Here is a 12,194-nt window from a genome sequence, read left to right as displayed (position 1 = left end):
GGGTGGCAAACAACGTCTTCGACCTCGCCGAGCTGCGCAAGCTGATCGATGAGCAGGCCGCTCCGCCGGGGCCGCCTGAGGAGACGCCCGTGGAGCACGAGGCGCTCACCTTCCCGCCCGTCACCCTCGCCGACGACGCCGAGCTGGCGAGGGCGGTTCCCCAGGTGCCGCTCGTCGCCGACGCGGTGCGCCTGGCCGGCTGGACGGGCACCCGCCCCGTCACCCCCGAGGGCCTGCCGACCGAGGCCGACGCCGCGGCCGCCGCCGCCGAGCTCGGGCTCGACCCCTCCCGCCTGCGCCTCGTCTGGATCGTCGCCGTCAACACCGGCCTGCTCCAGATCCTCGGCGGCCGTGCCTCCCGCGGTCCGCTGCCGCAGCGGCTGACCGTCGAGGCCACGCTCGAGTTCTGGGACGGCGTGGTCATGGACGTCCTCGACCGCGCGGACGAGGGCCTGACCGGCTCCGCCGTCGTCGACGGCCACCTGGCCGAGATGCTCGCCACGATCTACTCCGTACGGTCCGGCGTCGCGGTCGCCAACCTGGCCCGCGGCATCCTGCAGTCCCACGAGGTCGCCTGCGCCCCGGGCGAGACCGGGATGCGACGGATGGCCGCCGACCTGCCCGGCGAGCTGCTGCAGGCGCTGTCGCTGCTGGCCTACTGCGGCGTGGTCGAGCAGACCGCCGCCGGCCGCACCGCGCTCACCCCGCTCGGCGTCTGGGCCATCAGGCGCGACCTGCTGCGCGAGGGCCACGACGCGCCCACCTCCGCGGAGGTCGAGGTGTTCGCCGACCTGACCGCCGCCGAGCTGGTCGACGCCCTGGTCAGCGGGTCCGCCACGCAGAGCGCGGTGGCGGGGTGGCTGGAGCGCCGCCCGCCCGAGGAGGCCGCGCGCGAGCTGATCGCCATCGCCGCCGAGGGCACCGCCGGCCGGCGCGGCGCGGTGGGAGCCGTCCTGGAGGAGCTCGGCCCCGAGGCCGAGTCGCCCCTGCGCGAGGCGCTCGATCTGCCGCTCATGCGCCGCTACGCCGCCTCCTGGCTGCACATCCGCGACCTCGACGCGCCCCCGCTCAGCCCTGAGGACCACACCTGGATCGCCGTCGACTCGCTGGCCGCCCTCATGCATCTGTCCGGTCACGCCGCCGACCGGCTCGACACGCCCGAACCCCGCGAGGACCTCATCCGCCTCGTCGCCGAGATGCCCTCCGTCGGCCACCCCGACACCGTCGCCGTGCTCGACATGCTCGCCCGCGCCCACGGCGACGAGGCCGTCGTCAAGGCCGCGCGCAAAGCGGCGATGAAGGCTCGCTCGTTCGCCCACTAAACTGAGCTGATCCCTCGAAGAAACGGAGTGACCCTTGGCGATCCAGGCGATCCGGCTGTTCGGAGACCCGGTGCTGCGCACGCCGGCGGCTCCGGTGGTCGACTTCGACAAGGAGCTCCGCAAGCTCGTCAAAGACCTCACCGACACGATGATGGACGCGCCGGGCGCCGGCCTCGCCGCCCCGCAGATCGGCGTCGGGCTGCGGGTGTTCACCTATTACGTGGACGACCAGCTGGGCCACCTCATCAACCCCGACCTCGACCTGTCCAGCGAGCTCGACGAGGAGGGCGAGGAGGGCTGCCTGTCCTTCCCCGGCCTGTCCTTCCCGACGCCCCGCGCGATCCGCGCCGTCGCCAAGGGATTCGACATGCACGGGGAGCCGGTCGTGCTGGAGGGCACCGACCTGATGGCGCGCTGCTTCCAGCACGAGACCGACCACCTCGACGGCATCCTGTTCATCGACCGGATGGACCCCAAGCAGCGCAAGCTCGCGATGAAGGCCGTGCGCGAGGCCGAGTGGAGCGGGCTGCAGGCGCCCGCGGTCAAGTTCTCGCCCCACCCGACCGGCGGAAAGGCTCTCTGACGATGCGGCTGGTCTTCGCCGGCACCCCGGAGACGGCGCTGCCGTCGCTGCGCGCCCTGCTCGACTCGCCGCGTCACGAGGTCGTCGCGGTCGTCACCCGCCCCGACGCCCAGTCGGGGCGCGGACGCAAGGTGCATCCGTCGCCGGTGGCCGAGCTGGCCGAGGAGAGCGGCATCGAGGTGCTGCGCCCGGTCAAGGCAGGCGACCCCGCCTTCCTCGACCGGCTGCGCGCCCTGGAGCCCGACTGCTGCCCCGTCGTCGCGTACGGCGCGCTGCTGCCGCAGGCCGCGCTCGACATCCCCCGGCACGGCTGGGTCAACCTCCACTTCTCGATCCTGCCGGCCTGGCGCGGCGCCGCCCCCGTGCAGCACGCCGTGCTCCACGGCGACGAGATCACCGGCGCGACCACGTTCCGCATCGTCAAGGAGCTCGACGCCGGTCCGGTCTTCGGCGTCGTCACCGAGGAGGTCAGGCCAGGCGACACCAGCGGCGCCCTGCTCGAACGGCTGTCGGTCTCCGGCGCCGGGCTGCTCGCCGCCACCCTCGACGGCATCGAGGACGGCAAGCTGGAGGCACGCCCGCAGCCGTCCGAAGGGGTGAGCCTCGCTCCCAAGATCAGCGTTGAGGACGCCCGCGTCGACTGGTCCGCCCCCGCCATGAGGATCGACCGGCTCATCCGCGCCTGCACCCCCGGCCCGGGGGCATGGGCCGAGTTCCGCGGCCAGCGGGTCAAGCTCGGCCCGGTGCGCGTCGCCGCCGGAGAGGAGCGCCTCGCCCCTGGCGAGCTGGCGGCCGGCAAGCACCGCGTCCTGGCCGGCACCGCCACCGACCCGGTCGAGCTGGGCGAGGTCCAGCCCCAGGGCAAGCGCCTGATGAGCGCGGTCGAGTGGGCCCGCGGCGTTCGCCCGGAGGCCCGGGAGTGCCTCCGGTGAGCGACCAGATCTGTCGAGACGGTGCGCCCGGCCGTGAGGCGGACGCCCCGCGGGGCGTGACCGCCGGGTTCGCGGAGCTCGGAGCGAAGGAAGCCCGGCCTCGTCGATGCGCGGGCGTCGCCGGCCGAGGCGTGACGGAAAGTCGGAGGGCATGAGACCACGGGGTGCCGCGGGCAGGGGCGGTGCGGGAAGGCCGCGCAGGCCGGTCCGCGACCAGGCGCGCAACACCGCCTTCGACGTCATGCGCGCCGTGGCGGAGCGCGACGCGTACGCCAACCTGCTCCTGCCGCGGCTCCTGCGGGAGCGCGGCATCGGGGGGCGCGACGCGGCGCTCGCCACGGAGCTGACCTACGGGACGCTGCGCGGGCTCGGCACCTACGACGCGATCATCGAGGTGTGCGGCGACCGCGCGCCCGACCCGGCGGTGCGCGACGCGCTGCGGCTGGGCGCCCACCAGCTGCTGAAGATGCGCGTCCCGCCGCACGCCGCCGTCGGCACCAGCGTCGACCTGGTACGACTGCGCGTCGGGCAGGGGGCGGCCAAGTTCGTCAACGCGGTGCTGCGCAAGATCGCCGGGCGGACGCTGGAGGAGTGGGTGGCGATCGTCGCGCCCGACCCCGAGCGTGACCCGGCGGGTCACCTGGCCGTCGCCCACAGCCACCCGCGCTGGGTGGTGACCGCCTTCCGCGACGCGCTGGGCGAGGACGCCGCGGAGACCGCGGATCTGATGGCCGCCGACAACGACCGTCCGCTGGTGACGCTGGTGGCGCGTCCCGGGCGCTCCTCGGCGAAGGAGCTGCGCGACGCGGGGGCCGAGCCCGCCCGCTACTCCCCGTACGGGGCCTACCTGCCCGAAGGCGACCCCGGCCAGATCGCGGCGGTGGCCGAGACCCGGGCCGCGGTGCAGGACGAGGCCAGCCAGCTCGTGACGCTCGCCCTCACCCGCGTCCCGCTCGACGGCCGCGACGAGCGCTGGCTCGACCTGTGCGCGGGCCCGGGCGGCAAGGCGGGCCTTCTCGACGCCATCGCGACCCACGGCGACCTCGAAGGACTCGCGGCCCCGTCGGCCCAGCGAGGCGAGGAGGGGCCGGGTGGCGGAGCGCCCCGCGCGTTCCCCGGTGGGGCGTGGGTGATGGCCAGTGACGTGCAGCACCATCGGGCGCGGCTGGTGTTGCAGACCACGGACGACGCGCTGGTGATCACCGCTGACGGCACCGCGCCGGCGTGGCGGCCGGGGGCGTTCGACCGGGTCATGCTCGACGCTCCCTGCACCGGGCTGGGGGCGCTGCGGCGCCGGCCGGAGGCGCGGTGGCGGCGCGAGCCGTCGAGCGTCGCCGAGCTGAGCCGGCTCCAGCGGGAGCTGCTCGGCACCGCGCTGGACTCGGTCAGGCCCGGCGGGGTCGTCGCCTACGTCACCTGCTCGCCGCACCTGGCCGAGACCCGGGTGGTGGTGGGCGACGTGCTGGCCCGCAGGGACGACGTGGAGCAGCTCGACGCACGCGACTACCTGCCGGGGATCGACGGGCTCGGCGAGGGGCCGCACGCGCAGTTCTGGCCGCACCGGCACGGCACCGACGCGATGTTCCTGTCCCTGCTCCGCAAGCGCCCGTGACCGGCGAGGTCCTCTCGACGCGGAAGTGAGACGGCCCGCTGGGCGGGGCAGGGACACCGGCACCCAATAGACTCGGGGCATCATGGCCGTACAGATCTCTCCCAGCATCCTCTCCGCCGACTTCGCGCGGCTCGCCGACGAGGCCGCCGCGGTGCCGAACGCCGACTGGCTGCACGTGGATGTCATGGACTACCACTTCGTCCCCAACCTGACCCTCGGGCTGCCCGTGGTCGAGGCGCTGCGCAAGGCGACCTCGCTGCCGCTCGACTGCCACCTCATGATCGACGACCCCGACCGGTGGGCGCCCTCGTACGCGGAAGCGGGGGCGGGGAGCGTGACCATCCACGCGGAGGCGTCCTCGGCCCCCGTGCGCACCCTGCGGGAGATCCGGTCGCTGGGCGCCAGGGCGGGGCTCGCGCTCAACCCGGCCACCGCCGTGGAGCCGTACGAGGATCTCCTCCGCGAGATCGACATGCTGCTGCTGATGACGGTGGAGCCCGGGTTCGGCGGGCAGTCGTTCCTCGACATGGTGCTGCCGAAGATCCGGCGGGCCCGGGACCTCATCGAGCGGCACGGCGGCCAGGTGTGGCTCCAGGTCGACGGCGGCATCGCCGGCGACACCATCGAGCGGTGCGCGGTGGCGGGAGCCGACGTGTTCGTGGCGGGCAACGCCGTCTACGGCGCCGACGACCCGGCCGCGGCGATCGACTCGCTGCGCGCCCTGGCCGACGGGGCGTCCTGACCGGCCCCCGCCACGAGGCGGGGGCTTCTGGTCAGTCCTGGAGCGCGGGGTCGAGGACGATGTCCTCGCCCTCCGTCGTCGGCTCCTCGGGGAAGTGACAGGCGGTCAGGTGGCCGTCGCGGTTGCCCGACAGCCGCAGCAGCGGCGGCTCCTCGGTCGCGCACTTGTCCTGCGCCTTCCAGCAGCGGGTGCGGAAGCGGCAGCCGGACGGCGGGTCGACCGGGGAGGGCACGTCGCCCGCCAGGCGGATGCGCTCGCGGGGCGGGGCGTCCAGGTCGGCGTCGGGCACGGCCGACAGCAGGGCGTGCGTGTACGGGTGCCGGGGCCGCTCGTACAACGACTCCCGGTCGGCGATCTCCACCACCTTGCCGAGATACATCACCGCGACCCGCTGCGAGAAGTGCCGCACCACGGCCAGGTCGTGCGCGATGAACAGGAACGCGATGCCCAGCTCCCGCTGCACCCGCTGGAGCAGGTTGATCACCTGGGCCTGGATCGACACGTCCAGCGCCGACACCGGCTCGTCCGCGATGATCAGCCTGGGGCTCACCGACAGCGCGCGGGCCACGCCGATGCGCTGGCGCTGGCCGCCGGAGAACTCGTGGGGGAAGCGGTTGTAGTGCTCCGGGTTGAGCCCGACGATCTCCAGCAGCTCACGGACCCTGGCCTCCCGGCCGCCCGGCGGGTCGATGCCGTTGACCTCCATCGGCCCCTTGATGATCGACCCGACCGTGTGGCGCGGGTTGAGCGACGAGTACGGGTCCTGGAAGATCATCTGGATCTGGGAGCGGATCGGCTTCAGGTCGCGCCGGGAGGCGTGGCTGATGTCGCGGCCCTGATAGCTGACCGTGCCCTTGGTCGGTTCCAGCAGCCGGGCGGCCAGCCGGCCGGTGGTGGACTTGCCGCAACCCGACTCGCCGACCAGGCCGAGCGTCTCGCCGCTGTGCACGGTCAGGTCGATGCCGTCCACCGCGTGCACGGCGCCGACCTGGCGCTTGATGAACGCGCCGCCTCTGACGGGGAAGTGCTTCTCCAGGCCGGACAGCTCCAGCAGCTTCTCCGTCACGTCGTCTCCTTACCGGCCGCTCGTTCGCGGATCTCCGTCTTCTGCTTCAGCGGCAGGTAGCAGGCGTCCCCGTGGCCGCGGTGCGGCGACAGCTCCGGCCGCTCACCCGTGCACACCTCGCGCCCCAGCAGTTCCATGAAGTCGCAGCGGGGGTGGAACGGGCAGCCGCGCGGGACGTTGATCAGGCTGGGCGGCGTGCCGCGCACCGGGCGCAGCGGCTCGTCCACCGCCTGGCGCAGGCTCGGCATGGACCCGAGCAGCCCCCACGTGTACGGGTGGCGGGGCTCGCGCAGCACCTCGCGCATCGTGCCCCGTTCCACGGCGCGTCCCGCGTACATGACCAGCACCTCGTGCGCCGTGCTGGCCACCACGCCCAGGTCGTGCGTGACCAGGATGATCGCGGTGCCGGTCTGCTCCTGCAGCTCGCGCAGCAGGTCGAGGATCTGCGCCTGTACGGTGACGTCCAGCGCGGTCGTCGGCTCGTCGGCGATGAGCAGGCCGGGGTCGCAGACCAGGGCCATCGCGATCATCGCCCGCTGCCGCATGCCGCCGGAGAACTGGTGGGGGTACTCGTCGACGCGGAGCTTCGGCTGCGGGATGCCGACCCGGTCGAGCATCTCGATGGCCCGGTCCCGCGCCACCGACTTGGAGACGCCCTTGTGCTTGCGGTACACCTCGGCGATCTGGGCGCCGACCGTGTGGAACGGGGACAGCGAGGTCAGCGGATCCTGGAAGATCATCGCGATCTTGTTGCCGCGCAGCCGCTCCATCGTGGACCGGGACGCCGTCAGCAGTTCCTGGCCGTCGAGCGTGATGCTGCCGGAGATCTGCGCGGTCTCCGGGTTGTGCAGGCCGAGCACGGCCAGGTTGGTCACCGACTTGCCGGAGCCGGACTCGCCCACGATGCCCAGCGTGCTGCCCCGTTCGACCTCGAAGGAGAGCCCGCCCACGGCGTGCACGACGCCGTCCTCGGTGTGGAAGTCGACGGTGAGGTCGTTGACTTCGAGATACATCAGCTCAGCCTCACGCGGGGGTCGATGACGGCGTACAGGGAGTCGACGACCACGTTCATCAGCACGATCGCGCCGGCCGCGAGCACCACCGTGGCCATCAGCGTCGGCAGGTCGGAGTAGTCGACCGCGCGCACCGCCAGCCGCCCGATGCCCTGCAGGCCGAACGTGGTCTCGGTGATGATCGCGCCGCCGATGAGCGTGCCCAGGTCGACACCGAAGATCGTGATGACCGGGGTGAGCGTTCCGCGCAGCGCGAACCGCAGCACCACGCTCCGCCCCGACATGCCCTTGGCCCTTGCTGTGCGGACGTAGTCCTCGTTGAGGTTCTCCACCATGGTGGAGCGGGTGATGCGGGTGTAGTTCGCGGTGAAGATGAGCGCCAGGACCAGCCAGGGCAGCAACAGCCCGTTGAACCAGCCGAGCGGATCTTCCGTGATCGGCACGTACTTGGGCTGGGAGAAGACCTGTGTCTGGTAGACGAACAGGTACATGGCCAGGGTGCCGACGAAGTAGATCTGCACCGACGCGCCGATCAGCGACGCCACGCTGGCGACCTTGTCGAGCGGCTTGCCCTGACGCAGCGCGGCGACGATGCCGGTGGCCACGCCGAAGATCAGGAAGATCACCGCGGCGCCGAGCGTGAGCGCGATCGTGACCGGCATCCGGTCCATGATCGTCTCGAACACCGGGGCCTTGTTGACGAACGAGAAGCCGAGACAGGGCGCCGGGCAGTGGCCGAGGCCCTCGTAGTCACGGCCGACGAAGATCCCGGACAGCCATGACACGAACTGCACCAGGAGCGGCTGGTCGATGCCCAGGTTGCGGCGGGCCTGCTCCAGCGTTTCCGGCGGGCACACCTTGCCGCAGGCCAGCCGGGCCGGGTCCGCGGGAATCGCGTAGAACAGGAAGAAGGTCACCGCCGAGATGACCAGCAGGATGACCGCCGCTCCCAGCACGCGGCGGATGAGGAATCGAAGCACGAGATCTCCAAGAGGGTGCCCCGGGCGCCCGCACGGACGCCCGGGGCGGTGGCACTACGGCTTCACGAAGATGGTGTTCGGGGAGACCACCCACATCTGCGGGTCGATCTCGGCGCCGCCCACCTTCGAACCGTGCAGCGTGGTCGCGATCCGGTTCTCGGCGACGACCAGCGGCGCGTGCTTCTCCTGGATCTCCTTGTCCAGCGCCATCCAGGCGGCGTTGGCCGCGTCGATGTCCGGGTTCTCGGAGATCTCCTTCATCTTCGCGTCCAGCTCAGGGTCGCGAAGGTGCGTCATGTTCTGGCCGCCGTCGCTGACCGGGCCGAAGATGATCGGCATGACCGTCGAGCCGGACGGCCAGTCGGAGCCCCAGCCGCCCCAGTACAGGTCGAACTCGTTCTTGGTCTGGCTGATCGAGTCGTAGTACGTCTTGCGGTCCAGCGGCTTGGTCACGACCTTGATGCCGGCCTTCTCCAGGGCGTTCTTGATCACGACGGTGATCTGCTCCTGGGTGGGCGTCTGGTTGTACGCGTAGACGATGGTGGGGTTCGGGTCGCTCGACTCGGCCAGCAGCTGCTTGGCCTTCTCGATGTCGCCCTCGGGCTTGGCCGTCTTGCCGTACAGGTCGTACGACTCGTACCCGACCGTGGTGTTCTCGTTCAGGATCGTCGTCGGCAGCGCCGCGGCGGCCGGGCCGCCCATCGTCTGCTGGATCTGCTTCGACGGCCACGCGTGGTTGATCGCCTGGCGGACCTTGATGTCCTTCACCCGGTCGAGGTTGAAGTAGTAGTAGTTGCCGTACGGCGAGGGGCTGACCATGCGGCGGTCGGCCAGGCTCTGGTCCTGCAGCACCTGCTGCAGCCGCTCCGGCGGCGTCGTCGCGTAGAAGGTGAACGCCTGCTGGTCAGGGCCGTTGTCCGCGATGAAGCGGTCGGTGATCTGCAGGGCCTCCTGGCCGAACTCCAGCTTCCAGGTGTCCGGGTAGGCGCCGCGGATCGGGTCGGTGGCGGCGTCCCAGTGCGGGTTGCGCTCCAGCTCCATCGACTTGTCGACGGTGTGCGACTTGATGATGTACGGGCCGGAGGCGACGGGCTCCTTGTCGTACTTCTCCTTGGTGTCCTTGGCCTTGGGCACGATGGCGTAGCCGCCCATGGCGAAGGCGTAGTTGGCGTCGGCGTGCGGCGTCTTGAACTTGAAGACGATCGTCTTGTCGTCCGGGGTCTCGATGGTGTCGAGCCGCTTGCCGTCGTACGGGCCCTCGTAGGCCTTCCGGTAGTCCTCCTCGGTCAGCCACTGCTGGATGTAGGAGGGACCGAAGGTGACGAACGGCGCGAACATCCGCTCGATCGTCCACTTGACGTCCTCGGACGTGATCGCCGAGCCGTCCTGCCACTTCACCCCGTCCTTGAGGGTGAAGGTCCAGGTCTTGCCGCCGTCGGACACCTGGCCCGCGTCCGTGGCGAGGTCGCCGACGAGCTTGTACTCGCCCTTGGCGACCCGCTTGTACCCGGTCAGGCCGCGGTGGATGAGCAGGCCGAAGTTGGACTCGGTGTTGACGTAGATCTGCGCCGGGTCCAGGTGGCTGAAGTCGTCGCGGTCGATCATGGTGACCGTGCCGCCCTTGACCACGCCCTCAGGCTCGATGGCCGGGCCCTTCGAGTCCTCGGCCGTGCCCAGGGTGATCACGGCCGGCTTGTACTCCGCCTGCGGCGGCGCCGACTCTCCGGAGCTGGGGGCGGCCGACGGCGCGCCCTGGTTTCCCGGCGCGCAGGCGCCGACCAGGGTCAGCGACGCCGCGGCGAGCACCGCGAGCACCGACCTCGTACGGTGGTTCATCTCTCTCCTCTAGCGCTTGATCTTGGGGTCGAAGGCGTCACGCACGGAATCGCCGAGCAGGTTGAAGGCGATCACGAAGATCAACAACGCGACGCCGGGGAAGATGAGGTACGTGATGTCGTTCTGGTAGACCTGGGTCGCCCGCAGGAACATGCGCCCCCAGTCGGGCACCAGCTCACCCATCCCGACGCCGAGGAACGACAGCCCCGCCTCGGCCGTCACCATGGCGGGCAGCAGCAGCGTCGACTGGATGAGGATCGGCGTCCACAGGTTGGGCAGCAGCTCCTTGAACACGATCCGGGCCGGCGAGGCGCCGGTGACCTTGGCGGCCTCGACGAACTCGCGCTCGCGCAGCGACAGCACGTAACCGCGCAGCAGCCGGGCCAGCCCCGCCCAGCCGAAGGCGCTGAGCATGATCGTGAGCGAGACGGCGCGCAGCCAGATCGGCGTCTCCTCGTCCGGTGGCACCAGCAGGCTCTCCACCACCGGGGTGAACGCGATGATGAAGATCGTCGACGGGAAGGACAGCGTCAGGTCGATGATCCGGCCGATGAAGTAGTCGGTCCTGCCGCCGATGTAGCCGGCCACGATGCCGATCACGATGCCGAGCGCGGTGATGATCAGGGTCGCGGCCAGGGCGATGCCGAGCGACGTCCTGATGCCGTACACCAGTTGCATGAACACGTCCCGGCCGAGGCTCGGCTCCAGCCCGAACCAGTACTCGGAGCTGATGCCGCCGTTGGGCAGGATCGGGTAGCCGTAGTCGTTCAGCAGTCCTGGGATGTCCTGCCCGTACAGGGTGTACGGGTCCTTGCCGTACAGCCACGAGATCACGGGCGCGAAGATCGCCACCAGGAAGAAGAAGATGACGATCACCGCGGAGGTGACGCCGACGCGGTCGCGGCGGAAGCGCGTCCACATCAGCCGACCGGGTGACCGGCCGGCGGTGTCCTGGGTTTCGGTCACGGACGTCGCGTCGGTGGTGATCGCGGTGGACGTCGGTGTCGTCATGTGGTCGGGGTCCCTCAGCACGTACGAAATCCGGAAATTCCGGGCCACAGGCGACGTTCTCAGGTCATCTCACTCTGTGACAATGCCTCCACGGTTTTTCGTAAGTTTGTTGTAAAAAATAGACTTTGTCGTATTCGCAAAGTCATTGACCTGCCATATCACCGGATGCAAGAATCAGAACCGTTTATACGCTCAGTAATCACGGAATCGCGGCACAACCACGACAGTCCTGTGACATAGCCCCCGGCCCTGGCGGGTAGGCCCTTACTCATGGAAGACCACGGGCTGTTCGGGCCGGAGTCCGTGACGTGGCGGGTGATGGGTGAGCCGATTCTGCTGGTCGGCGGGTTCCGCGCGCTTCTCATGCAGAGCCTTCACCCGCGCGCGATGCGCGGCGTCATACAGAACTCCGCCTTCATGAATCCCGACGAGGCGTGGTCGCGTTTCGTCCGGACCACAGAATTCGTCCGCGTGCGCACGTACGGGACACGAGCCGAAGTCGAGCAGGCCGGCCGCCGCGTACGCAAGATCCACGCCACGCTCACAGGCTGTGACCCCGACACCGGCGAGCGGTTCCGGCTCGACGAGCCCGCGTCGCTGCGCTGGGTGCACGTCGGCGAGGTCGACTCCTACCTGACGGTGGCCCGCCGGGCGGGCGTGCGGCTCAGCGACGCCGACGCCGACGCGTTCGTCGCCGAGTGGCGGCGCGCCGCCGAGGTCGTCGGCCTGGACCCGCTGAGCGTGCCCGGCTCGGTCGGCGGGCTGCGCGCCTACATCGAGGCCGCCCGCCCGGGGCTGCGGCTCGTCCCCGAGGCCGCGAACCCGCTCCTGGCGTCCCTGCACACGCCGCTGCCCGGCCTGCTCGCCACGCTGCGGCCGGTGGTGCCGGCCCTGACCGTGCTCGCCTTCGCCACGCTGCCGCGCTGGGCCAGGCGGATGTACGGGCTGCCCGCCACGCCGGTCGGCGACCTGTGGGCGACCGCCACGCTGCGGGCCCTGCACGCCGGCATCGGCCTGGTGCCCGCGAACGTCCGCTACAGCCCCGACGCCCGCCGCGCCCGCAAGCTCATGGCCGCCTGAGCCGATCACGGGGAGGC

Annotated in this window: 11 protein-coding genes; 6 read left to right on the top strand and 5 right to left on the bottom strand. The window is 71.1% G+C overall.

All coding sequences use genetic code 11. The features are described 5' to 3' along the window. Nucleotides 1-2: 2 nt before the first annotated feature. From FR742_RS22190 to rpe, 5 genes are all read left to right on the top strand, one after another. Nucleotides 3-1,322: a hypothetical protein gene (locus FR742_RS22190; protein WP_148032715.1), complete on the top strand. Its 1,320-nt coding sequence runs from the start codon at nucleotides 3-5 to the stop codon at nucleotides 1,320-1,322. 34 nt (nucleotides 1,323-1,356) lie between these two features. Continuing rightward, nucleotides 1,357-1,905, top strand: coding sequence for a peptide deformylase (gene def / locus FR742_RS22185; RefSeq protein ID WP_148032714.1), 549 nt, complete (start codon nucleotides 1,357-1,359; stop codon nucleotides 1,903-1,905). A 2-nt stretch (nucleotides 1,906-1,907) separates the two neighbouring features. After that, a complete protein-coding gene (gene fmt / locus FR742_RS22180) occupies nucleotides 1,908-2,837 on the top strand; it encodes a methionyl-tRNA formyltransferase (protein WP_148032713.1) in 930 nt (309 codons plus the stop codon). A gap of 151 nt (nucleotides 2,838-2,988) precedes the next feature. After that, the gene (locus tag FR742_RS22175; RefSeq protein ID WP_187281257.1) at nucleotides 2,989-4,449 is read left to right on the top strand and encodes an RsmB/NOP family class I SAM-dependent RNA methyltransferase; all 1,461 of its coding nucleotides are present in this window, start codon (nucleotides 2,989-2,991) and stop codon (nucleotides 4,447-4,449) included. A gap of 82 nt (nucleotides 4,450-4,531) precedes the next feature. Then, complete coding sequence (rpe, locus tag FR742_RS22170; protein WP_148032711.1) at nucleotides 4,532-5,191, top strand: ribulose-phosphate 3-epimerase; 660 nt, start codon at nucleotides 4,532-4,534, stop codon at nucleotides 5,189-5,191. Nucleotides 5,192-5,222: 31 nt separating this feature from the next. Here the strand turns inward: rpe and FR742_RS22165 are convergent, their stop codons facing one another. From FR742_RS22165 to FR742_RS22145, 5 genes are read right to left on the bottom strand one after another with little or no spacing between them, the layout of a single operon-like run. Next, nucleotides 5,223-6,257 (bottom strand): ABC transporter ATP-binding protein, encoded by a 1,035-nt coding sequence (locus FR742_RS22165; protein WP_148032710.1) that lies wholly within the window; start codon nucleotides 6,255-6,257, stop codon nucleotides 5,223-5,225. Next, nucleotides 6,254-7,270, bottom strand: a complete 1,017-nt coding sequence (locus FR742_RS22160; protein WP_148032709.1) for an ABC transporter ATP-binding protein — start codon at nucleotides 7,268-7,270, stop codon at nucleotides 6,254-6,256. The genes FR742_RS22165 and FR742_RS22160 overlap by 4 nt, the downstream gene beginning before the upstream one ends. Then, nucleotides 7,270-8,250: an ABC transporter permease gene (locus tag FR742_RS22155; protein WP_148032708.1), complete on the bottom strand. Its 981-nt coding sequence runs from the start codon at nucleotides 8,248-8,250 to the stop codon at nucleotides 7,270-7,272. Before FR742_RS22155 ends, FR742_RS22160 begins: the two co-directional genes overlap by 1 nt. A 54-nt stretch (nucleotides 8,251-8,304) precedes the next feature. Then, nucleotides 8,305-10,086, bottom strand: coding sequence for an ABC transporter substrate-binding protein (locus tag FR742_RS22150; protein ID WP_148032707.1), 1,782 nt, complete (start codon nucleotides 10,084-10,086; stop codon nucleotides 8,305-8,307). A 9-nt stretch (nucleotides 10,087-10,095) separates the two neighbouring features. After that, a complete protein-coding gene (locus FR742_RS22145; protein ID WP_148032706.1) occupies nucleotides 10,096-11,097 on the bottom strand; it encodes an ABC transporter permease in 1,002 nt (333 codons plus the stop codon). Between the two features lie 270 nt (nucleotides 11,098-11,367). Between FR742_RS22145 and FR742_RS22140 the strand changes: the two genes are divergently transcribed. After that, nucleotides 11,368-12,177: an oxygenase MpaB family protein gene (locus FR742_RS22140; RefSeq protein ID WP_148032705.1), complete on the top strand. Its 810-nt coding sequence runs from the start codon at nucleotides 11,368-11,370 to the stop codon at nucleotides 12,175-12,177. The last annotated feature ends 17 nt before the right edge of the window (nucleotides 12,178-12,194 follow it).

Origin of the sequence: Nonomuraea sp. C10 (assembly GCF_008017515.1) — a bacterium.
Lineage (GTDB): Bacteria > Actinomycetota > Actinomycetes > Streptosporangiales > Streptosporangiaceae > Nonomuraea > Nonomuraea ferruginea.
Note: the sequence above shows the minus strand (reverse complement) of the source record. Positions and strands in the feature narration are given on the sequence as shown.

Excerpts from the sequence above, each read along its gene's own strand:
- fmt (WP_148032713.1), top strand. The coding sequence starts at position 1,908 with ATGCGGCTGGTCTTCGCCGGCACCCCGGAGACGGCGCTGCCGTCGCTG.
- FR742_RS22175 (WP_187281257.1), top strand. The coding sequence starts at position 2,989 with ATGAGACCACGGGGTGCCGCGGGCAGGGGCGGTGCGGGAAGGCCGCGC.
- rpe (WP_148032711.1), top strand. The coding sequence starts at position 4,532 with ATGGCCGTACAGATCTCTCCCAGCATCCTCTCCGCCGACTTCGCGCGG.
- FR742_RS22160 (WP_148032709.1), bottom strand. The coding sequence starts at position 7,270 with ATGTATCTCGAAGTCAACGACCTCACCGTCGACTTCCACACCGAGGAC.
- FR742_RS22150 (WP_148032707.1), bottom strand. The coding sequence starts at position 10,086 with ATGAACCACCGTACGAGGTCGGTGCTCGCGGTGCTCGCCGCGGCGTCG.
- FR742_RS22145 (WP_148032706.1), bottom strand. The coding sequence starts at position 11,097 with ATGACGACACCGACGTCCACCGCGATCACCACCGACGCGACGTCCGTG.
- FR742_RS22140 (WP_148032705.1), top strand. The coding sequence starts at position 11,368 with ATGGAAGACCACGGGCTGTTCGGGCCGGAGTCCGTGACGTGGCGGGTG.